This window comes from Microbacterium natoriense (genome assembly GCF_030816295.1).
Classification (GTDB): Bacteria; Actinomycetota; Actinomycetes; order Actinomycetales; family Microbacteriaceae; genus Microbacterium; species Microbacterium natoriense_A.
On the sequence record NZ_JAUSXV010000001.1, the window covers coordinates 1,412,999 to 1,435,097 of the forward strand.

15 protein-coding genes are annotated in these 22,099 nt (G+C 67.0%); 8 read left to right on the top strand and 7 right to left on the bottom strand.

The genetic code is table 11. The features are described from left to right. Positions 1-173: 173 nt before the first annotated feature. The 5 genes from QFZ53_RS06495 to QFZ53_RS06515 are packed head-to-tail and all read left to right on the top strand — an operon-like array spanning position 174 to position 5,738. Positions 174-881, top strand: coding sequence for a ThuA domain-containing protein (locus tag QFZ53_RS06495; RefSeq protein WP_292906036.1), 708 nt, complete (start codon positions 174-176; stop codon positions 879-881). Continuing rightward, positions 854-1,942 carry a Gfo/Idh/MocA family protein gene (locus tag QFZ53_RS06500; protein WP_292906038.1) on the top strand — a complete coding sequence of 363 codons (1,089 nt, stop codon included), beginning with the start codon at positions 854-856 and terminating at the stop codon, positions 1,940-1,942. Before QFZ53_RS06495 ends, QFZ53_RS06500 begins: the two co-directional genes overlap by 28 nt. Continuing rightward, positions 1,939-3,501, top strand: a complete 1,563-nt coding sequence (locus tag QFZ53_RS06505) for an alpha-N-arabinofuranosidase (protein ID WP_307294738.1) — start codon at positions 1,939-1,941, stop codon at positions 3,499-3,501. The genes QFZ53_RS06500 and QFZ53_RS06505 overlap by 4 nt, the downstream gene beginning before the upstream one ends. Continuing rightward, on the top strand, positions 3,498-4,670 hold the full coding sequence (locus tag QFZ53_RS06510) for a Gfo/Idh/MocA family protein (protein WP_307294741.1): 1,173 nt from the start codon (positions 3,498-3,500) through the stop codon (positions 4,668-4,670). The genes QFZ53_RS06505 and QFZ53_RS06510 overlap by 4 nt, the downstream gene beginning before the upstream one ends. 51 nt (positions 4,671-4,721) lie before the next feature. After that, positions 4,722-5,738: a sugar phosphate isomerase/epimerase family protein gene (locus tag QFZ53_RS06515; protein WP_307294743.1), complete on the top strand. Its 1,017-nt coding sequence runs from the start codon at positions 4,722-4,724 to the stop codon at positions 5,736-5,738. A gap of 42 nt (positions 5,739-5,780) precedes the next feature. Here the strand turns inward: QFZ53_RS06515 and QFZ53_RS06520 are convergent, their stop codons facing one another. Both QFZ53_RS06520 and QFZ53_RS06525 read right to left on the bottom strand, forming a co-directional pair. After that, positions 5,781-6,665 carry an aldo/keto reductase gene (locus tag QFZ53_RS06520; RefSeq protein WP_307294746.1) on the bottom strand — a complete coding sequence of 295 codons (885 nt, stop codon included), beginning with the start codon at positions 6,663-6,665 and terminating at the stop codon, positions 5,781-5,783. Positions 6,666-6,750: 85 nt separating this feature from the next. Continuing rightward, the gene (locus tag QFZ53_RS06525) at positions 6,751-8,394 is read right to left on the bottom strand and encodes an extracellular solute-binding protein (RefSeq protein ID WP_307294748.1); all 1,644 of its coding nucleotides are present in this window, start codon (positions 8,392-8,394) and stop codon (positions 6,751-6,753) included. Between the two features lie 335 nt (positions 8,395-8,729). On the opposite strand from QFZ53_RS06525, the gene QFZ53_RS06530 reads away from it, so the two are divergent. After that, a complete protein-coding gene (locus QFZ53_RS06530) occupies positions 8,730-12,005 on the top strand; it encodes a glycoside hydrolase family 2 TIM barrel-domain containing protein (protein ID WP_307294750.1) in 3,276 nt (1,091 codons plus the stop codon). Positions 12,006-12,080: 75 nt separating this feature from the next. Here QFZ53_RS06530 and QFZ53_RS06535 read toward each other — a convergent pair whose 3' ends face one another. The 3 genes from QFZ53_RS06535 to QFZ53_RS06545 all read right to left on the bottom strand — a co-directional run bounded on the left by QFZ53_RS06535 (position 12,081) and on the right by QFZ53_RS06545 (position 16,113). Then, entirely contained in the window at positions 12,081-14,183 is a 2,103-nt protein-coding gene (locus QFZ53_RS06535; protein WP_307294752.1) for a glycoside hydrolase family 36 protein, read from the bottom strand. Beyond that, positions 14,180-15,043 (bottom strand): carbohydrate ABC transporter permease, encoded by an 864-nt coding sequence (locus QFZ53_RS06540; protein WP_307294754.1) that lies wholly within the window; start codon positions 15,041-15,043, stop codon positions 14,180-14,182. Before QFZ53_RS06540 ends, QFZ53_RS06535 begins: the two co-directional genes overlap by 4 nt. Before the next feature lie 89 nt (positions 15,044-15,132). Then, positions 15,133-16,113 (bottom strand): ABC transporter permease, encoded by a 981-nt coding sequence (locus QFZ53_RS06545; protein ID WP_292906058.1) that lies wholly within the window; start codon positions 16,111-16,113, stop codon positions 15,133-15,135. Positions 16,114-16,559: 446 nt separating this feature from the next. On the opposite strand from QFZ53_RS06545, the gene QFZ53_RS06550 reads away from it, so the two are divergent. Continuing rightward, positions 16,560-17,315 carry a FadR/GntR family transcriptional regulator gene (locus tag QFZ53_RS06550; protein WP_307294757.1) on the top strand — a complete coding sequence of 252 codons (756 nt, stop codon included), beginning with the start codon at positions 16,560-16,562 and terminating at the stop codon, positions 17,313-17,315. Here QFZ53_RS06550 and QFZ53_RS06555 read toward each other — a convergent pair. After that, entirely contained in the window at positions 17,281-18,645 is a 1,365-nt protein-coding gene (locus QFZ53_RS06555; RefSeq protein ID WP_307294759.1) for an enolase C-terminal domain-like protein, read from the bottom strand. The two genes, QFZ53_RS06550 and QFZ53_RS06555, sit on opposite strands and share 35 nt — an antisense overlap. Before the next feature lie 279 nt (positions 18,646-18,924). Here QFZ53_RS06555 and QFZ53_RS06560 point away from each other — a divergent pair, with 279 nt between their 5' ends. Next, entirely contained in the window at positions 18,925-21,354 is a 2,430-nt protein-coding gene (locus tag QFZ53_RS06560; RefSeq protein WP_307294762.1) for a glycoside hydrolase family 2 TIM barrel-domain containing protein, read from the top strand. A gap of 37 nt (positions 21,355-21,391) precedes the next feature. Here QFZ53_RS06560 and QFZ53_RS06565 read toward each other — a convergent pair whose 3' ends face one another. Beyond that, positions 21,392-22,090 carry a ThuA domain-containing protein gene (locus tag QFZ53_RS06565; protein ID WP_307294765.1) on the bottom strand — a complete coding sequence of 233 codons (699 nt, stop codon included), beginning with the start codon at positions 22,088-22,090 and terminating at the stop codon, positions 21,392-21,394. Positions 22,091-22,099 lie beyond the last annotated feature (9 nt).

The window sequence follows — 22,099 nt, forward strand, 5'->3', positions numbered from 1 at the left end:
TTTTGCGCAAATTGCATCCGCTTCGCCACCCGGCGGTGGCATCGTGTCGGACGTTGCACATGCCCGTCGATGCGGAGGGACGAGTCGATGAAGACGACGCTGCCGACAGCGCTGATCGCGCGCGGAGCCGAGGTGTGCCGGGAGACCCCGGCGGCCCGGCAGGAGACGCGGTCGTGACCGCGCGGAGAGCCCTCGTGGTGCGCGGGGGGTGGGACGGACACCGCCCGGTCGAGGCCACAGACCTGTTCCTGCCCTTCCTCGCGGACAACGGCTTCGAGGTGCGGGTCGAGGACTCCAACGAGATCTACGCCGATCGCGAGGAGATGGACCGCACGGACCTCATCGTGCAGAGCGTCACGATGTCGGAGATCTCGAACGAGGCCCTGACTGGTCTTCGTGGTGCGGTCGAACGCGGCACGGGTCTCGCCGGATGGCACGGCGGCATCGCCGATTCCTACCGCAACAGCTCGGACTACCTGCAGCTGGTCGGCGGGCAGTTCGCGACGCACCCGGCCAAGCATCCTGACGCACGGGAGGGCGGAGAGGCAGACAACTTCCTCTGCTACACCGTCGACCTCACCGACCTCGGGCGCGAGCACGAGATCATGACCGGCGTCGAGGACTTCACCCTGCGCACAGAGCAGTACTGGGTGCTCACCGACGACCTCAACGACGTGCTCGCCACGACGACTCATCCCGTGCAGCCGTTCCATCCTTGGCACCGCCCGATCACCTCGCCTGCCGTCTGGACGCGGCAGTGGGGGAAGGGCCGCGTCTTCGTCGCCACACCAGGGCACAGCCTCGTCGTCCTCCGGGACACGAGTGTGCGAACCATCATCGAAAGGGGGATGCTGTGGGCCAGCCGCACGGCATCGGAATAATCGGTCTCGGCGTCATCTCGGCGCAGTACCTCGACACGCTCGGCGCGCACCCTGGTGTGCGCATCGCCGCCACCGCCGACCTCGACGCCGCCAGGGCCGAGTCGGTCGCGGCGCGGTATCCCGGATGCCGTGCGCTCAGCGTCGATGAACTCGTCGCCGACGCGGCGGTCGACACCGTGATCAACCTCACGATCCCGGCCGCGCACGCAGATGTCGCGCTCGCCGCGCTCGCCGGCGGCAAGAACGTCTTCGGCGAGAAGCCGCTGGCGGCGACGCTGCCGGATGCCCGGCGGGTCATGGCCGCGGCCGGCTCCTCCTGGGTGGGCTGTGCTCCGGACACAGTGCTCGGCACCGGCATCCAGACGGCGCGCGCCGTCGTCGATGCCGGCGGGATCGGCAGGCCGGTCGCCGCGGTGGCGACGTGGGTCTCCGCGGGGCACGAGGCGTGGCATCCGCACCCCGACTTCTACTACCGCGAGGGCGGGGGGCCGCTGTTCGACATGGGTCCGTACTACCTGACCACGCTGTTCCACCTGCTGGGGCCCGTCGCCCGCGTCTCCGGGGCGTCTTCCCGCCCCAAGGCCGTGCGCACGATCGGCTCGGGTCCCCGTGCGGGAGAGAAGATCCCGGTCGAGATCGACACGCACGTGACCGGCATCCTCGAGCATGTCGGCGGAGCGGTGTCGACCGTCACCTTCAGTTTCGACGGAGCGGCGACGGATGCTGCCCCGCTCGAGATCCACGGCGAGACCGGCACGCTGTCGGTGCCCGACCCGAACCTCTTCGAGGGTGTCGTGCGGGTGCGTCGGCCGGGAGAGGGCGCCTGGAGCACGGTGACGGAGCGCGCCGGCTACGAGAACGCCGGCCGCGGGATCGGCGTGCTCGACCGACTCGCCACCGGGGCCGGGAGCGCACGCGGCGACATCGCCCTGCACGTGCTGGAGATCATGACGGCCTTGACGGAGTCCGCGCGCAGCGGGCGCCGCATCGATCTGACCACTGCGCCGGAGCGTCCCGCGCTCATCCCCTTCACTCCCGAGAACGCCTGGAGGCAGCGTTGAGCACCACCACCACCGCCCGCGCGATCATCGACCTCGATGTGACCGGTCATCGCATCAACCGGCACATCTACGGGCACTTCGCCGAGCATCTGGGGCGCTGCATCTACGACGGCTTCTGGGTGGGTGAGGATTCGGCCATCCCGAACGTGCGCGGCATCAGACTCGACATCGTCGAGGCTCTGCGGGCCCTCGACATCCCGAACCTCCGCTGGCCGGGTGGCTGCTTCGCCGACACGTATCACTGGCGCGACGGCATCGGTCCGCGCGAGCAGAGGCCGCGGATCGCGAACACCAACTGGGGCGACGTGGTGGAGAACAACCACTTCGGCACTCACGAGTTCATGGACCTGTGCGACCTTCTCGGCGCCGACGCCTACGTCAACGGCAACATCGGCAGCGGCACTGTGCAGGAGATGGCCGAGTGGGTCGAGTACCTCACCCGCGGGGACGACAGCCCGATGGCCCGGTTGCGGCGCGAGAACGGCCGGGACGAGCCGTGGAAGGTGCCGTTCTGGGGCCTCGGGAACGAGGCGTGGGGATGCGGCGGCAACATGTCCGCCGCCCACTACGCCGAGGAAGCACGGCGATACGCCACCTTCACCCACAACCACGGAGAGAATCGCCTCACCCGGATCGCGGCCGGCGCCAACGAGGACGACCTCGATTGGACCCGTGTGCTGATGAAGTCGCTCATGGACTGCCACGGCTGCACGCTCTACGGCAACCTCCCGTACCAGGCGATCTCCTTCCACTACTACACGCACTCCGGATCGGGCATCAACACCGAGGACGCCGTCCCCTTCAGCGACGAGAAGTACTACGAGACGATGGCCTACGCCGCCGACGTCGAGCGGGTCGTGCGCGGACACGTGGCCGTGATGGATTCCTACGACCCCGACAACCGCGTCTCGCTGGTCTGCGATGAGTGGGGAACCTGGTGGAACGTCGAGGAGGGCACGAACCTCGGCTTCCTGTTCCAGCAGAACACCGTGCGCGACGCCCTCGTGGCAGGACTCCACTTCGACGTCTTCCATCGCTATGCGCGGCGTCTGTCGATGGCGAACATCGCCCAGACGGTCAACGTTCTGCAGGCGATGGTGCTGACCGACGGCGATCGGCTCGTGCTGACGCCGACCTATCACGTGTTCGAGATGAACAAGGGGCACCAGGATGCCCTGCAGCTGACCGCTCATGTGCGGGATCTGCCGACGACGAGGGTGCGCGGTGAGGATCTGCCCCTGATCTCGATGTCGGCGTCGACTCGCGAAGAGACCGCGCTCATCTCGCTCAGCCATCTCGCGGTCGACGCCGACTGCACGGTGAGCATCGACCTGCGCGGTCGGGGCGCGACAGTGTCCCGCGCTCGGGTGCTCACCGGCGATGACGCCTCGGCCTTCAACGACGCCGCGACGCCCGACCGGGTGGCCCCGCGCGCGCTCGACGCCGTGCTGCGCGACGGGATGCTGACCGTGACCATGCCGCCGCACTCCTTCGCGACGGTGGAACTGGAACTGGAGCCGGAATTCTCGGCGATCGAGCGAGAGGAAGTGGCGTCATGACGACGAGTCCGCTGCGGGTGGCAGTGATCGGTGCAGGTTTCATGGCGCGGGCGCATTCGCACGCCTGGCGCACCGCACCGCGTTTCTTCGACCTGTCGCGGGACCCGCGGCTCTCGGTGCTGGTGTCGCGCGAAGAGGCGCGCGGGCAGAAGGCGGCGCACGACTGGGGCTGGGACAGCTGGTCGGACGACTGGCGGGCCGTCATCGAACGTGACGACATCGATGTCGTCGACATCTGCACGCCAGGCGACACCCACGCGGAGATCGCGATCGCGGCTCTCGGCGCCGGCAAGCACGTCCTCTGCGAGAAGCCGCTCGCGAACGACCCGGCCGATGCCGCCGACATGGTCGCCGCCGCGGATGCCGCCGCACGGCAGGGCATCGTCGCGATGTGCGGCTACAGCTATCGACGCACGCCCGCGCTCGCCTCGGCTCGCCGCCTCATCGCGGAGGGGGCCCTCGGCACCATCCGGCACGTGCGGGCGCAGTATCTGCAGGACTGGTTGAGCGACGCGGACGCCCCGCACACCTGGCGTCTCGACCGGGCCTCGGCAGGCTCCGGTGCTCTCGGCGACATCGGTGCGCACAGCATCGACACCGCGCAGTGGTTGACCGGCGAACGGATCGAGGGAGTGTCCGCGCACCTCCGCACGTTCGTGACTTCGCGCCCCCGACGCAGCGCCGAGGTGGGTCTCGGTGGCACGGGCGACCTCGACGCCGAGCGGCTGCCGGTCGACGTCGACGACGCGGCGGCGTTCATCGCCGGGTTCAGCGGCGGTGCGCTCGGGGTGTTCGAGGCGACGCGCATGGCGCTCGGGCATCGCAATGCCAACCGCATCGAGATCAACGGCGACCGTGGCTCCATCGCGTTCGACTTCGAGAGGATGAACGAGCTCGAGTACTACAGCGAGGACGACGCCGACGATCGCCGCGGATTCCGCACGATCCAGGCCACCGATCCCGCGCACCCGTACGCCGAGGCGTGGTGGCCCACCGGGCACGGGCTCGGCTACGAGCACACGTTCACTCACCAGGTCGTCGACTTCGTGCGATCGATCGACGGCACGCCGGAACCGCCGACGTTCGCCGACGCGTACCAGGTGCAGCGGGTGCTCGCAGCAGTCGAGGAGAGCGCCCGCGACGAAGGTCGCTACACCCGGGTGCGCTGACGCGCACCCTTGATTCGCAACACCCGCCACGTTTCTACGAAGGAGTCGTTCATGGCACGTCCGATCACGTTGTTCACCGGTCAGTGGGCCGATCTTCCGTTCGAGGACGTCGCTCGTCTTGCGGGGGAGTGGGGCTACGACGGCCTGGAGATCGCCTGCTGGGGCGATCACATCGATGTGTCCCGCTGGGATGATGAGGCGTATGTGCAGTCGCGCTGCGACATCCTGGAGCGCAACGGCCTTCAGGTGTGGGCGATCTCGAACCATCTCACCGGACAGGCGGTGTGCGACGACCCGATCGACGCGCGCCACCGGGACATCCTCTCCGATCGGGTCTGGGGCGATGGCGAACCCGAGGGCGTCAGGCTGCGGGCGGCGGAAGACCTGAAGAACACGGCCCGTTTCGCCGCGAAGCTCGGCGTCACGACGGTGAACGGCTTCACGGGGTCGAGCATCTGGAAGGCCGTCGCGATGTTCCCGCCGGCGTCGGATGAGTTCATCGCGGCGGGGTATCAGGACTTCGCCGATCGGTGGAACCCGATCCTCGACGTCTTCGAGGAGGTGGGGGTGCGGTTCGCGCTCGAAGTGCACCCGTCCGAGATCGCGTACGACTACTGGACGGCCAAGGCGACGCTCGACGCGATCGGGCGCCGCAAGAGCTTCGGCTTCAACTTCGACCCCTCGCACTTCGTCTGGCAGCAGCTGGATTCGGTCGCGTTCGTCCTCGACTTCGCCGAACACATCTTCCATGTGCACGTGAAGGAGTCGATCACGAACCTCGACGGCCGCAACGGAGTCCTCGGGTCGCACCTGCCATGGGCCAACCCGCGGCGAGGGTGGACGTTCGTCTCGACCGGGCACGGCGCCGTGAAGTGGGAGCCGCTGTTCCGGGCTCTGAACGCGATCGGCTACACCGGCCCGACGAGCGTCGAGTGGGAGGATGCCGGCATGGACCGGCTGCACGGCGCCCCCGAGGCTCTCGCGTTCGTGCGGAAGCTCGCCGCGATCACTCCGCCGGATGCTGCGTTCGACTCCGCTTTCTCGACCAAGACAGAGGACGCCCGCTGAGCCCTGAGCGGGCGTCCTCTGTGGGCCGGGGTGCCGAGAGCCTCAGTCTTGATCGAGCGCGGCCAGTTCGTCCCGGGTCAGCTCGAGGTCGGCGGCGGCGGCGGAGTCGACGACCGACTGCGGCCGCTTGGCCCCCGGGATCGGGATGACCACCGGCGCCTGCGCCAGCTCCCAGGCCAGCGCGACCTGCTGGGCGCTCACGCCGCGGGCCTCGGCCACCTGCTGGAAGGCCGGGTGGCGGGCAGCCAGCTCCTTCGCATCCGACAGGCCGCCGAGCGGGCTCCAGGCGAGGAAGGCCAGACCCAATTCGGCGCAGACGTCGATCTCGGGTCGGCTGCTGCGGAACTTCGGACTGAACTGGTTCTGAACACTGACCAGGCTGTCGCCCAGCGCCTCGTGCGCCGCCCGGATCTGAGCAGGGTCGACGTTGGAGACCCCGATCATCCGCACCTTGCCGCTGGCAGCGATCTCGGTGAGCGCGCCGATCGTCTCCGAATAGTCGATCGTGGGATCGGGGCGGTGGTGCTGCCAGAGCGCGATCTGCTCGACTCCGAGCCGGGACAGACTGGCGTCGACCGCGCGGTGCAGATGCTCGGGCCGGCCATCGTGGTCCCAGCCGCCACCCTGGGTGCGGAAGGCACCGCCCTTGGTAGCGAGGAGAACGCGGTCGCGGACGCCCAGCTCGTCGAGTATCGAGGCGACGAGCTTCTCGTTCTCACCCTGGGCTCCGGCACCCAGCTCGTCGCCGGGTCCGTAGGCGTCGGCGGTGTCGAAGAGCGTGACGCCGGCGTCGAGCGCGGCGCGGACGGTGTCGAGCAGCTGCGGGCGGGGCTGGTGACCGGTCTGGTCGAAGGTCATCAGGCCGAGCCCGATCGCTCCGACTTCGATGCGGCCGACGGTGTCGTTGCCGACTGTACGAGTATGCATGGGTAGATCCTTCGGTGGGGGGTGAGGGGGAGTGAGCGAATCGGGGGACGAGGCCTGCGCCTCGCCCCCCGATCAGTGCTCTTGGTCAGCTCGCGTCGTATGCCGCCTGCCAGATCTCCAGGTAGCGGTCGACGCCCAGCCCTTTGAGGCCGTCCAGGTAGCCGTTCCAGTCGCCGTCGCTGTTCGGGTCACGCACTCCGGTGACGAACTCGGCGGTCGATGTCGCCACGTTGCTCTCGATGTTGGCGGTCAGCGTGGACAGCTCGTTGCCGTCTTCGACGGGGACCCAGAGGTCCCAGTACGGGAAGATCGCGTCGGAGTCCTCGCCGTCGTACAGCTCGGTCGCCTCGAAGAGCCGACGCTCGTAGCCCGGCTGCGTGTTGATGTCGAGCGGCGCCACCTGCGCATTGCGGAACTCCGTCGTCTCGAACACCTGAGCCATCGGACCCCAGCTGCCGTTGTAGTCGGCTTCGTTCTCCTCATCCACCAGGATGTCGAAGAAGGTCGCGTCGAGCTCGGAGTCGAGTGCGACCTCTCCCTCCTCCGCAGCTCGCCAGCCGATGTTCTCCTCGCCGAACTCACCGCGCATGTGCCCTTCCTCGGTGAAGAGATAATCCATCATCTCCATGATCACCTTCTGCTCCGTCTCGTCGGCGGCCTTCGTGACGACGAAGGTGGCTCCGGGGATGCTCGGCAGCTGGTACGTCGCATTCGCACCCCCTGGTCCCTCGAGCGGAGGAATCGGGAAGTACTGGTTGTCGCGACCGTCTTCCTGACCGACGCTCACGAAGATCCCGGAATGGATGGTCGTGGCGCCGCCGACGATCACTGCGTCGGCGTTGTTGCCCGTGCCCTGCATGGTGTCGTCACCCTGCGAGAACGCCGCGGGATCGACGAGGCCTGCCGCCCACAGTTTGTTGAGGAACTTCAGGCCTTCCCGCCATCCGTCCTGCATCGGCTGCATCTGCACCGTGTCGCCGTCGAGTCCCAGCGAGACAGGCTGGCCGTTCGCACCGGCTCCGGTGTTGAAGGAGTTGGAGACGAACGCGTTCATGATGTACGGCACGATCGACCACTGCGAACTGCCGGTGATCGGGATCTCATCCGCGACGCCGTTGCCGTTGGGGTCGCCCGTCTTGAACGCCATCATGACGTCGAAGAACTCGTCGGGTGTCGTCGGCGCATCGAGTCCGAGCGCTTTCAGCCACTCTTGGTTGATCCAGAACTTGTACGGGTAGGAGCAGTGGTAGCAGTCGTTCCACTGCGGAAGGCCCCAGATGTTGCCGTCGGGTGCCGTGGCGAGCGATTCGAAGCCGGGCTCGGCGGCGAGGGCGTCGGCGATGTTCGGCGCATACTCGTCGATGAGATCGTTCAGGGGCAGGATCACGCCCTGATCGCCGTAGCGCTGCAGCTCGGCCTTGTTGAACTGCGACGCCCACGGGACGAGCATGTACGCCTCGGGCAGGTCGCCACCCGCCAAGGAGACCTGGCGAGCCTCGTTCGCCGCCCCTGATTCATAGCCGGTCGTCTCGAACTGGATGTCGACGTCGAACTTCTCCTCCATGAGGAGGGTGAACGAGTTTGTGTTGAGATCCATCTGGCCGCTCTGTTCTCCGAAGATGGTGATGACCTTCTGGTCGTCTTCTTCGCTGGGGGAACAGCCGACCAGCGCGGCGGCCAGTACCGCGACCGCCGCGATGCCGGCGACGGAGCGACGGCTGTGTCGCATCGTGTCGGATAGGTGTTGTCTGGACAATGTCTTGCCTCTCTGTGGTGGGACGGGCGTGCTGTGGAGTCGATGACGCGGCGCGGGTTGCGATGCGTCATCCCTTGACGACGTCTGCGGGGAGTGCCCGGGCCGAATGATCGGGCGACGACGGGGTAGTGGAGCATCAGCGGCATCCGGGGATGGCTGCGGCTTTGCAGGCATGCCCTCACGCTAAACGTCTGATCATTCGGTGTCAATATGCATATTATGGCGTGATCGATCGCAGTCCGCTAGTCTAAACATCTGATGACTCACGCCTCGGGCAGAGGCGCGTCGACACCAGCAGAGGACGCAAGATGACGAACACACCGGAGTGGAACGACCCTGCCGTCTACGAATGGGGGACCGAGCCCGCTCACGCCTCGCTCATGCCTTATGAGACGCACGCGCAGGCCCTGCACGCTGATCGGCTCGACTCGCCGTATCGCCTGAGCCTCGACGGCGAGTGGAAGTTCCTCTGGTCGGAGAACCCGGCGGAGAGGGTGCTCGACTTCGCCGACGACCGTGTCGATGACGCGGATTGGGCGACGATCCCGGTTCCTTCCTCCTGGCAGCTGCACGGCTACGACTTCCCCATCGGGACGAACACCGTCCTGCCGTGGACCGGAGCCAACGGGAAAGGCGAACAGCCCGATCCGCGCGGCGACTACCCGCACGCCCCGACCGCGTACAACCCGGTCGGCCAGTACCGCACGACCTTCGAGCTTCCGGAGGAATGGGCGCCTCGTCGTACCTTCATCCGGTTCGACGGTGTGGAATCCGCGTACTACGTCTGGATCAACGGCCAGAAGATCGGCTACCGCGAAGACAGTTACACGCCCGGCGAATTCGATATCACCGCTCACCTCCGCCCTGGACGCAACCTCATCGCGGTAGAGGTCTATCGCTGGTGCACCGGTTCCTACCTGGAGAACCAGGACAACGTGCGGCTGTCCGGCATCTTCCGCAGCGTGTCCCTGATCTCCCGATCGCCGGTGCTGATTCGCGACTTCACCGTTCGCACCCAGCTGGACGACGCGTTCGCCGATGCCGTGCTCGAGGTCACCGCTGACATCCGCGACTATGCCGGTGAGAGCACCGGCCTCGATCACAGCGTGAAGGCGCGTCTCTTCGACGGCACAGTTCCATCGGCAGCCGAGGTGTGGACGGCGGCCTCCCGCGTGCAGCCGGCCGGCGTCGGGGTCGATTCCTCCGTCGGCCTGTCGGCGCTCGTCCGGCAGCCGCGTCTGTGGTCGGCCGAGCGCCCGGAGCTCTACACGCTGGTCCTCGAGCTGTGCGACGAGACCGGATCGATCGTCGAGCGCATCTCCACACGCGTCGGCTTCCGACGGGTCGAGATCGTCGACGGCGCACTCCTGCTCAACGGCCGACCGCTGTCCATCCGAGGCGTCAACCGCCACGAGTGGAACCCGCGAACAGGGCGCACCCTCTCGAGCGCGGACATGATCGCCGACATCCGCCTCATGAAGCAGTCCAACATCAACGCCGTGCGCACCTCGCACTACCCGAACGATCCCCGTTGGTACGAGTTCGCCGACGCGTACGGGCTGTACATCTTCGACGAGGCCAACAACGAGTCCCACATCAACAGCGTCGACGCAGAAGGCAAGCCCCACATTCCCGGTGATCGACCGGAACTGCGGGACGCACTGCTGTGGCGGATGAAGAACGTGGTCGATCGCGACAAGAATCACGCGAGCGTCATCTCCTGGTCGATCGGCAACGAATCCGGCGTGGGATCCAACCTCCGAGCCATGTACGACTGGGCCAAGGAGCACGACCCGACCCGTCCGGTCAGCTACCAGGACCCCACCGGCTCAGGATCGCCGATCGTCCCGACGGAGCTCTCCGACTTCGACGGCGATTTCTATCCGCCCGTCGGCCAACTGATCACCCGAGCGCAGCGCGACCCCAGGCCGTACCTGCTCATCGAATACGCCTTCAGCCAAGGGAACACCTCCGGCTACCTCGACGAATACTGGGCCGCCATCCGAGAGCACCCGGGGTTGGTGTGCGGCGGCTTCCTCTGGGATTGGGCCGACAAGGGGCTGTGGTGGCCGATGCCGGGGAGTCCCGGGGTCGAGTTCATCGCCTACGGCGGCGATTGGGGCGACGACCCGAACGAGGAGGGCGCGCACATGAGCGGCCTGACCCTCTCCGATCGCACCCCCACGGCCAAGCTCGCCGAAGCGAAGCTCGCGTACCAGCCGATCACCGTCACCGCTCACGCCCTGCCCTCCCCGACCGTCACGGTCATCAATGAACACCTGTTCACGGGCCTCGAAGGTCACACGCTCGAATGGTCGCTGACCGAGGACGGAATCCCGCTACAGGAGGGAGCCGTTCCGGGCGCGGAACTGGCCATCGGGCCCGGTGAGAGCTCCGAGATCACGCTTCCTTTCGAGATTCCCGGGAGCCCTCGCCCCGAGGCGGAGTACCGGCTGGACATCTCTCTCGCCCTCGCAGCGGCCACACCCTGGGCCGAGCAGGGGCACGTCGTCGCACGTGCACAGTTCGACATCCCGGTCGCTGCACCCGACGCCACCCGTGTCGCCGCCGAGGATCTGCCGCGCGTCCGCGTGGTCGATGACGCCGGCTCGATCCACGTCAGCGGCGACCGGTTCGAAGTCGTGGTCTCCCGCGACACGGGGCGCCTCACATCGCTGGAGTACGACGGACGAGAACTGCTCGCGAGCGAGCTGATGCCGAACTTCTGGCGCACGCCGAACGACCCGGAGCTGGCGATCCCTGACATCCGTCTGAAGCGTCCAGAGCCGTCGCAGCCGTGGCGCGGCGTCGGCGAGGAATGGGCCGTCGACGAGGTCGAGGTGCGACCGATGACCGGGGCTGTGCGGGTCACCGTCAAGGGCACCGTCACCACGAAGGTGCCGTTCCGCCCGAGCGATCAGATCACCACCTCGCCGCAGTCGATCGTCTACACGATCCATGGCAACGGACAGGTCGACGTCCTGTCGACGTTCGCGCCGGTGACGGGCACGCCCAATGCTCAGGTGATCGGCACCACGCTCGGACTCCGCGAAGAGCTCGACACCATCCACTGGTACGGTCGCGGACCGCTGGAGTCGACCGCCGATCGTCGCTCCTCCGCTTTCTTCGGGCGGTACTCCGGCACCGTCGCGGATCAGGTCACTCGCTACAGCCGCCCCCAGGACTCGGCTAACAAAGCGGATACCCGCTGGGCGGCGGTCGTGGATCATGACGGTGCCGGTGTGCTGTTCGTCGCCGGCGGAACCATGTTCTTCAACGCCCAGCCCCACAGTCCGGCTGAGCTCGCGGACCGCCGCCACTGGCACGACGTCCCGATCTCGCATCGCACCGTGGTCCGCGTCGATGCTGCGCAGGAAGGCATGCAGGGCGGCAACTGGGACGTCATGACGCGCCCCGACAAGTACAGCAACGCACCGGCCAAGGGCCCGTATCAGCATCTCTACCGGATGCTGCCGCTGCGTGCAGGTGAAGATCCCGGCGAGGCGGCGAGGGCCTTCGTCGAGACCGAGCTGCCTTATTCGCCTGCTGTCGCCCCACAGCCGAGCCCGGTGGCCGACGCGTAGACAGAACGGCAGAGAACCTCTGGCGGATCGCCTCAGCGGAGGCGGTTCGCCAGAGGCGCATCCAGGGTGGGATGACTATGGGTGCCGCAGGCGGAGCGTGCGCGCCGCAGGCTCGTCCGGCAGCTCGACGACGAGTTCGCCTGCGGGGGCATGCCACATCACCCGGGTGGGAAGGTTCTTCGGGAACACGATCTCCACATCGAGTTCGCGCCCCACGTGCCGTGCCAGCGGGATCCTCACGGTGGTGGGACCGGAACGGCGCCAGACGGTGAGCAGCTCGCCCGCGTCGTCGCGCATGCCCAGGGCGACGACGGGATCGTGCCAGCCGGGCAGGCCCAGGGGCCAGAACGGCACGGCCGCCGGAAGTCTGTCACGCGTCTCGCGGTACGCGGCCAGCCCTGCCCGGACCAGCTCCATCTGCGGTGACGAGAGAAGGTCGAGGCGACCACCGAGATGCACGCGTCCCAACAGCGTGCTCGCGAGCGAGAACGCGATCCTCTCGGCCGACCAGGACGGGTCGGGGTAGGCCCACACGGCGCCCTGCTCAGGAGTCACCGCCGTGGGTGCAGCCGCCGCTATCGACGCGGTGAACAGCGGATCCTGGTTGTCGCTCGTCGACTGGACGGGGTGCACCGCGAGGGTCGCCGCATCCATCCGCTGTCCGCCGCTCGCACAGTTCTCGATGACGAGTCCCGGGTGACGGTCCATGAGGTCGCGCACCCAGTCCAGCAGCGCCCGCTGGTGGCCCAGCTGCCCGTCACCGGGACTGTCGGCATCCACGTCGGTGCCCTGCGTGACGTCCATGTTGTAGTCGAACTTCAGGTATCCGAGATCCAGACCGACGACGAGTCGTTCGACCGCGCCGTCGACATGGGCGAGTGCGGCCGGATGCCGGAAGTCCAGCTGCAGTCGGCCGGACTCGATGACCGGCTTCCCGTCCCGCTGGAAGAAGGCCTCCGGGGGCAGGGTGTGCGCCACCGGGCTCGAGACCGAGACGACCTCGGGTTCGAGCCAGAGCCCCGCGATCATCCCGGCGTCCCGCATCCGGTTCGTCATCGCGCGGAGGCCTTCGGGGAATCGGCGCAGCGACGGCTCCCACGAGCCGAGGTCGTTCCACCACGTCGCCCCGTCTGTGTACCAGCCCGAGTCCATGCAGTAGATCTCCGCGCCGGCTCGCTCGGCGGCGTCGATGAACGGCGGGATGTTCTCGCTCGTGGGATCTCCCATCAGAGCGTTCATGTAGTCGTTCACGATCACCGGCAGCGCGTCGTTGTCCGGGTGGGGGCGACGCACGCGGCGCCTGGCGCGGGTGAGCGCGCCGAACAGCTCATCGTCATCGCCCGCGAGGACGAGGGTCGTCGGGACGGAGCAGAACCGCTCGCCGGGCGAGAGCCGCCGCATCCACGCCGAGCTCTGGTCCGTCGGTCCGCTCGTCACGAGGTACAGCGCACCGGCCTGGTCTCCGAGCTCCCAGCGCCATGCGCCGTTGTGCTCGACCTGCCACAGCAGGGATCGCGGCTGATCTCCGGCCCGCAGGACGCCCATCGGCAGATGACCGCCGGTCGACCAGCTTCCGCGCTGTCCGATGGCGAACGACGCGCGGGAGCTGGTGATGCCCCACGAGTCCAGTCCCGCGTCGTCGAGTCCGAGCTCGGCCGGGGTGCGACGCTGCCAGACCATCTCGCGGAACCACGTGTTGTGCGCGAATCCGACCTCGTGATCGAGCCACCAGTGCGCGCCCGGCGACGAGATGCCGCCGAGCGCGACGGAGGAGACTGCGCGGAGCTCGACGGCATCCGTTCCCGCGCAGACCTCGGTCTCGCATCGGACGACGGGAAGGTCAGGCCAGCTCGACCAGCGCGAGATCACGACGATCTGCGTCACCGGGTCCTGCGCGGTCACCTCGAGATGAGCCATCCCGTCCTGGTGCCAGTCCCGGTGGTCGACGAAGCGCAGCCGGCGTCCCACAGCGCTGCCCATGAGGCGTTCCGACGACGAGAAGCCCGAGCCCTCCCCGCCGAGGTGGATCTCGGCGATCGGCAGAGCGGATGCGGGTTCGGGGACGCTCTCGTCGCCGACCCGCGTGAACCGCTGGACCATCGGCGGCCTGTCAGCGGATGACGAGATGTCGAGTTCGATGGCACCGGGGCGCCAGGTGATGAGTTCACCTACGCTCACCCCTTGACTGCCCCGATCAGGATCCCCTTGTTGAAGAAGCGGGCCACGAACGGGTACACGAGCATCACGGGCACCGTCGAGATGACGATGAGCGAGTACTTCATCAGGTCGGCGAGCTGCTGCCGCTCCATGGCTGCGGCCGCGTCCAGCCCGGGGGCCGCCTGGTTGAGGATCAGCACGTTGCGGAGCACCAGCTGAAGGGGGAAGAGATCCGGGTTGCGCAGATAGAGCAACGCGTCGAAGTAGGAGTTCCACTGGAAGATGGCGTACATGAGCGCGATCACCGCGAGGAGCGGCTTGGACAGCGGCAGCACGGTCGAGAAGAGGAAGCGCAGATCGCTCGCGCCGTCCAGCTGAGCCGCTTCGTAGAGCTCGTCGGGGATCGATGACCGGAAGAACGCGACAGCGATGATCACCTGCCAGACGCCGATCGCCTGCGGGAGGATGATCGCCCACCGGGTGTCGAGGAGACCGAGGTTCTGGACGACGAGATACATCGGGATGATGCCGCCGGCGAAGAGCATCGTGAACACCACGAAGACCGTGATGCCGCGTCGGCCCCAGAAGTCCTGTCGTGACAGCGGATAGGCGATCGCGACCGTGAGCACGAGGCTGATCGCCGTACCGGCGATCGTGTAGAACAGGGAGTTGCCGAATCCGGTGAGGATCGAACTGTCGCTGAGCGCCCGCTGGTAGCCCTCGAGGGTGAAGTCGATCGGCCAGAACGTGACCCGACCCGATGACACCGCGAGCGGATCGCTGAAGGAGCTGGCGACGATGTAGACGAGCGGCAGCAGCACGACGAGCAGGAAGGTCGTGAGCAGGATGTAGACGCCGGCCATGAACCACCGGTCGACCACCGGCTCCTTTATGCGCGTGGGCTTCAGCCCTCCTCGCGGCTCCGGGAGTCGTGATCTTTTCTTGCCGGGGGCTTCTTTCAGCATCGAGCTCACCACAGTCCGTTTCCCGTCAGTCGTTTCACGATCGCGTTCACGCCGAGCAGCAGCCCGAGGTTGATGACTCCGTTGAACAATCCGATCGCCGCGGCCTGGCTGAAGTCGGCGCTGAGCAGGCCGACCTTGTACGTGTACGTCGCGATGATCTCCGACTGCGAGATGTTGAGGCTGTTCTGCAGCAGGTACGCCTTCTCGAAGCCGATCGCCATGACGTTGCCGACGCCGAGGACGAGGACGATCATCGCGGTGGGCAGAATGCCCGGCAGATCGACATTGCGGATCTTCTGCCAGCGGCTCGCGCCGTCGACTCGCGCAGCTTCGTAGAGGGTGGGGTCGATCCCCGCCAGCGCGGCCAGATAGATGACGGCGGAGTATCCCATCGTCTGCCAGATATCGCTGAAGACGTAGATGTGCCGGAAGAAGTCCGGGTCGCTCAGGAAGTCGATGGATCCCAGGCCGAAGAACTGCGTCACATGTCCGGCGATGCCCAACCGCGGCGACAAGAAGAGGATGGTCATCGAGACCACCACCACCGTCGAGATGAAATAGGGGGCGTACGTGACCATCTGCACGGTGTTCTTGAAGAACCTCAGGCGGACTTCGTTCAGTGCGAGCGCGAGGATGATCGGGATCGGGAAGCTCGCCAGGACGACGTAGGCGGAGAGCACGAAGGTGTTGCGGAGCACCGGCCAGAACATCGGATTGTTGAAGAAGCGCTCGAAGTGCTTCGTCCCGGCCCAGTCGCTTCCCCAGACGCCGTCGACGACGTTGTAGTCCTTGAACGCGATGATGGCGTTCGCCATCGGGATGTACTTGAAGATGACGAAGTAGGCGATCGGGACCAGTATCAGCAGATAGAGCTGCCAATGTCGACGCCAGCTGCGCTTCAGGCCACGCAACCCGCGGGGGTTGCCCCGGTCCCGGAGTCTGCGGGTGACGCCGCCGACATCCAGGCCGACACCGGGCGGGCTCACCACGCGGACCTCGCGAGTCTGAGGGACGAGTTCGTAGGAGGGGGAGTGGAACCGGCGATCAACCTGGGGCGGGTGTTCATCAGGTCTCCTCTCTGCTTCGATGCAGGCACACTTCACGATAAACGTCAGATCAATATGTGTCAATCGCTTCGCGGGGTCGAGTGCCAGCCTGTGCCGGGGCGGAGTAAGGTCGAGGCGGCGAAGAACGGTTCTGTGTGCCCGATTTCCTTATTTTTATCGCAAATTCCGTCTGCTCTGTGCCGTGCGGCATCCGCTTCGTTCTCGCCGACGGGCTCCCTGCGGGATCTTGATTCCGAGTCACCGAGTACCAAATTGATTCTATCTTTCGATGAAATCGCATGCCCGGTGCGCGGCACCCCGTGAATCCGGGCTTCGGCGAGCCTCTAGGTCGTACCTATTCCCGTCTTGCCGCATACACTGGCCACGTGAGTGCTGAGACCGAAGACCTTCCGACGGGTTCCCTCTCTCGATCGGATCACGTCATCGACCATGTGAAGCGGATGATCGCCTCGGGCGAGCTGCGAGCGGGGGATCGGCTGCCGATCGAGAAGGAGCTCGCCGCGCAGCTGGGGGTCTCCCGCGGTTCGCTTCGGGAAGCCGTGCGCTCGCTGGCGACGCTCGGCGTGCTCGAGACGCGACAGGGCGACGGCACGTACGTCACGCAGCTCGACGCGAGCTCTCTCCTGAGACACCTCGAGTTCTGGGCGGGCCTGCAGGAGGCGAACCAGTCGGTCGACCTCCTCGCGGTCCGACGCGTGCTCGAGACCGAGTCGGCAGGTCTTGCGGCAGTACGGCTCACCGAGGAGGAGTTCGACGAACTCGAGAGCATCCTCGCCGAAATCGATGCGGGACTGGTCACCGGCCAGCTCGAGCCGGAGTCCTTCATCGACGCCGATGCCGCGTTCCATCGCCGGATCGCCGTCGCCAGCGGCAACGCCGCGCTGGCTGCACTCATCGACAGCCTCATGACTCGCACATTGCGGGGGCGACTGTGGCGCGCGATCACTGAACGGGACTCTCTCGGGGAGGCGCACGCCGACCACCGGGCGATCCTGGCCGCCCTCCGCACACGCGATGCTGAGCGTGCTCGCATCCGCATGGCTGCGCATCTGCTCGGCGTCGAGGTGTTCGCCGCCGATCACCCCGTCAAGAGCGACGAGCCTCCAGCACCGCAGGGCTGAGCGGCCGCGAGCCGACGAGTACTTCTTCGGCCCTCGAATCCACCCAGTAGCTCCCGGTCGGGAACTCGTAGCGCTGGATGCTCTGCTCGAGCATCTCTGCGCTGTAGCCCGGCTTCGAGGGCAGCACGTAGTGCCCGGCGACGACGACTGCGGGATCGACGAAGTGCTCGTGCAGGTGATCGACGTACTCGGTGAGGCGCTTGTCGAGCGATCCGGATACGGCGACGAAGTCGAAGATCGACAGATGCTGCACGAGTTCGCACAGCCCGACACCACCCGCGTGCGGGCACACCGGGACGCCGAATTTGTGAGCCATGAGGTACACGGACAGGATCTCGTTCACGCTGGCCAGGCGGGCCGAGTCCAGCTGGCAGAAGTCGATCGCCTCGGCCTGGAACATCTGCTTGAACAGCACGCGATTCATGCCGTGCTCACCGCTCGCGACCCCGACCGGGCTCACCGCCTTGCGGATCGCGGCGTGCCCGAGAACATCGTCGGGGCTCGTGGGCTCCTCGATCCACAGGGGCCGGAACTCCGCCAGCTCGTTGATCCAGTCGATCGCCTGCGGAACGTCCCAGACCTGATTGGCGTCGATCATGAGCTCGGCGTCCCATCCGACGATCTCGCGGGCCACACGCAGTCGCCGACGGTCCTCCTCGAGGTCGGCGCCGACCTTGAGCTTGAAGTGACGGTAGCCGTCGTCCACCGCCTCCTGCAGGAGTGCGCGCAGCTTGTCGTCGGAGTAGCCGAGCCAGCCGGCGCTTGTCGTGTAGCAGGGGTAGCCCCCGCGGTCGGCCAGCTCAGCGATGCGCTGCTGGCGCAGGGGCGCCGAGGCGCGCAGGAGGTCGAGGGCCTCTGCGCGGGTCAAGGCGTCGGAGAGATACCGCAGATCCGCGGCATCCACGAGCTGCTCCGGGGTCATCTCGACGAGGAGCCGCCACAGCGGCACCTCGGCACGCCGGGCGGCCATGTCCCAGAGGGCGTTCATGACCGCCGCCATCGCAAGATGGACGACGCCCTTCTCGGGCCCGAGCCATCGCAGCTGCGAGTCGGATGCGAGCTCGCGGTAGATCCCGCCGAGGTCGTCCAGCAGCGAGTCCACATCTCGGCCGATCAGCGGCTGGGCGCGCTGCCTGGCCGCCTCGGCGCACAGGTCGTTCCCGCGCCCGATCGTGAAGGTGAAGCCGTGACCGCGCAGGTCGCCGTCGGTTTCCAGGATGACGTAGGCGGCGGAGTAGTCGCCGTCTTTGTTCATCGCGTCGGAGCCGTCGGCCTCAAGCGAAGTGGGGAAGCGTATGTCGTGCACGCGCACGCCGGTGATGACCGCCATCAGTCGTCCCTTCTTGCTGGCGATAGAGCAAACATCATTCGATCTATCCTTGTTTCGCGGAGAGTTTCTCTCCACGGCGAACGGAGCGTCGTCCGAACGCTCGAACCGCGTTCTCATTTGATTTCGTCGATGTTTCGCCGTCTTGGAGCCTTCCGGTTCCCCGCCACCACGAGTGCGACTGCTCCAATGCTAGCGGCATTCGGCCTATAAACATCAGATGTTTACACAATCTCGCCGCGATGCTAGCGTGGCGTCTCGTCGACGGAGAAGGAGACCGGGATGCACCGTGAGGTCTATTCGCAGCCGTGGGAGTACCGGGATCTCACCACGGGAACACCAGGGGATCTCCGCCCGGTGGTCGTCCCTCACGACGCCGTGCTCGCATTGCCGCGCGTCGCGGACCCCCGTCAGATGGCCTCGGGATACTTCCCTGGTGGGAAGTGGGAGTACCGCACCCGAATCTTCGCTCCCGCGCACTGGCGAGACCGGCACGTCGTCCTCGAGTTCGAAGCCGTACACCGCTCAGCCGTGGTCTTCGTGAACGGAGACCTCGCCGGGCGCCAGCCGTCCGGAAGCACTTCTCTCGTGGTGGAGCTCGACGCGTTCCTGCGATACGGCGTCGAGAACGAGGTCGTCGTCGAGACTCGTGCCGACCGCGACGCGCGATGGTACACGGGAGGCGGGATCATCCGACCCGTGCACATCGTCGTGGCTCCCCGGGCGCACATTCCGCTCGACGGCGTCGTGGTGACCACTCCGGAGCACGATGCGGAGTCGTCCCTCGTGCAGATCATGACGACCGTGCGCAATCTCGCACCCGTCCCCGTCGTGCGGTGGCTGGAGACGAGCCTCTCGAGCCCGTCGGGTGACGTGGTCGGCGTGGACAGGGCCAGAGTCAGCGTGCCCGCATGCGGTGAGGCGCAAGTCAGTCAGCGCATTCTGGTGGACGCGCCTCGGCGCTGGTCAGTGGACACCCCGGAGCTGTACCGCGCGACATCGCTTCTCACCTCGGGTGCGGGGGACGAGACCCAGGCGGATCGGAGCGACGTCGTCTTCGGCATCCGCTCACTTCATCTGGACCCCCGACGCGGCCTACGGGTGAACGGTCAGCCGGTGAAGCTGCGCGGCGCCTGCGTGCACGCCGACAACGGGGTCATCGGCGGGGCGACGTTCGACGCCGCAGAGGAGCGTCGGGTCGCGATCCTCAAGTCCGCCGGGTTCAATGCGATCCGCAGCGCCCACCAGCCCATGAGCAGGGCCATGCTGGACGCCTGCGATCGGATCGGGATGCTCGTGATGGACGAGCTCACCGACGTGTGGACGAAGGCGAAGTCGCCCGAGGACGGCTCCGACGCGTTCCTCGACCGCTGGCCGTCAGAACTCGAGGCGATGATCCGCAAGGACAGAAACCATCCCAGCGTCATCATGTACTCGATCGGCAATGAGATCCCCGAGGCGGCGACGCGATCGGGCAGCGAACTGACCAGAGCGATGGCGGCGGCGACCCGCGCGCTGGACCCGACGCGCTACGTGACGGCGGCCGTCAACGGCGCGCTCTTCGTGATGGATGGCGCGGTCGATGTCGATCCCGAGCGGCTGGGCGGCGCGTCGCTGGAGGCGGTGGCCGAGATCAACACCCGCTCGATGAGCCTCGAGGACCGGATGAGCGCTCTGGCTCTCACGGATGCCGTCGCCGAACTCACGGAAGAGGCCTACGGAGCGCTCGACATCGCCGGGATGAACTACCAGGAGGCCCGTTACGTGCTCGATCACGAGCGGTATCCGAATCGGGTCATCGTCGGATCGGAGACCTTCCCGACTCGGATCGACCGTCTGTGGGGACTGGTCCTTGCCAACCCGCACGTCATCGGCGATTTCACGTGGACCGGCTGGGACTATCTCGGCGAGCCGGGCCTGGGACGCATGCACTACCGGGACGGCGAGCCAGGCGGGGGAGCGCTCGGCGCCTACCCCTTCCTCATCTCGTTCGCCGGCGACATCGACATCACGGGCGAACGACGCCCCGCGTCCTACTTTCGTGAGATCGTCTTCGGCCTGCGCTCCGAACCTTTCATCGCTGTGCGGAGACCGCACACCCGCGGCCGTGAGATGAAGGCCGCTCCGTGGTCGTGGACGGACAGCATCCCCTCCTGGACGTGGCCGGATGCCGGCTCGGACCCGCTCGAGGTGGAGGTCTACAGCGACGCGGCAGAGGTCGAGCTGTTCGCCGCAGGATCCTCGCTCGGACGACAGCCCGCTGGCGTCGCGCACGGATACCGCGCGCTGTTCGAGGTGCCGTACGCCCCGGGCAGGTTGGAGGCCCTCGCCGTGCGCGACGGAGTGCCGACCGAGCGGACGGTGCTGCGGACGGCCGGAACCGACCGTCGTCTCGCGCTGAGCGCAGAGCTCTCAGATCAGGATGCCGGGGGCCACCGGCTCGCATTCGTCGTCGTCGAGCTCGTGGACGACGCCGGGGTGCGGGCGACCGATGGCGACCTCGAGGTCGAGGTCGACATCGACGGTCCGGGAGTGCTCCAGGGGTTCGGCAGTGCACGTCCCGAGACCGAGGAGTCGTTCGTGGACTCCCGCCACCGCCTCTATGACGGGCGTGCCCTCGCCGTCATCCGCGCGACCGGGTCGGGCCGCATCGTGGTGACGGCCTCGACGCCGGGCCTGCCGTCCGCGTACGTGGAGGTGCGGGCCGGCTGAGAAGCCGGCCCGCATCAGCGGAGCGTCAGATCCCCGTTCAGCGGCTGGCCCACAGAAGCCCCCTTTCGACGATCGTCCGCACCGGCGGCTCATCCAGCACGTCGAGCTTGTGACCGGCGGTGCAGACGAAGATCCGTCCTGCGCCCCACAGCCGCGTCCACACCACCGGCGTCGTGAACGGGCGATGCCAGGCGTCGAAGTCGCGGTGCACGATCTCGGTCGTCGCCAGGACGTCGTTGTAGGCGTCGGACAGCACCCAGTACTGCTCCGTGTGGAGGCGGAAGTCCTCGACACCCGACACGATCGGGTGATCGCGACGCTCGGGCACGATGTTCACGGTGAAGTCGAGGTAGTTGTCGGACTGCTCGCCCGTCCGTTCCTCCCTCGGCACCGCGGCGTGATGGGCGAACTGCCCGCCGATCAGCTGAAGGTAGTCGGCGCTGTTGCGATACGAATCTGCGATCCCGCCGTGCCATCCGGCAAGACCCGTGCCGGCGACGACGGCAGCGATCAGCCCCGAGAGCTCGTCGTCGGCGATGGTGTTCATGGTGTTCACCTGCACCACGAGGTCGACGGCGGCCATGATCGCGGCGTCGGCGTATACGGCCGTCCCCTCCTCGACTCTGACCTCGAATCCCTCTCCTTCGAGGAAGGGGATCATCGAGTCGGTGGTCTGCACCGGTTCGTGTCCATCCCATCCGCCGCGTACGATGAGGGCCTGTTTCTTCTGTGTCATGATGTGGGC

Bases quoted from the DNA above. Each gene is read 5' to 3' on its own strand.
- QFZ53_RS06510 (WP_307294741.1), top strand. From the start codon at position 3,498: ATGACGACGAGTCCGCTGCGGGTGGCAGTGATCGGTGCAGGTTTCATG.
- QFZ53_RS06515 (WP_307294743.1), top strand. From the start codon at position 4,722: ATGGCACGTCCGATCACGTTGTTCACCGGTCAGTGGGCCGATCTTCCG.
- QFZ53_RS06520 (WP_307294746.1), bottom strand. From the start codon at position 6,665: ATGCATACTCGTACAGTCGGCAACGACACCGTCGGCCGCATCGAAGTC.
- QFZ53_RS06525 (WP_307294748.1), bottom strand. From the start codon at position 8,394: ATGCGACACAGCCGTCGCTCCGTCGCCGGCATCGCGGCGGTCGCGGTA.
- QFZ53_RS06530 (WP_307294750.1), top strand. From the start codon at position 8,730: ATGACGAACACACCGGAGTGGAACGACCCTGCCGTCTACGAATGGGGG.
- QFZ53_RS06555 (WP_307294759.1), bottom strand. From the start codon at position 18,645: ATGGCGGTCATCACCGGCGTGCGCGTGCACGACATACGCTTCCCCACT.
- QFZ53_RS06560 (WP_307294762.1), top strand. From the start codon at position 18,925: ATGCACCGTGAGGTCTATTCGCAGCCGTGGGAGTACCGGGATCTCACC.
- QFZ53_RS06565 (WP_307294765.1), bottom strand. From the start codon at position 22,090: ATGACACAGAAGAAACAGGCCCTCATCGTACGCGGCGGATGGGATGGA.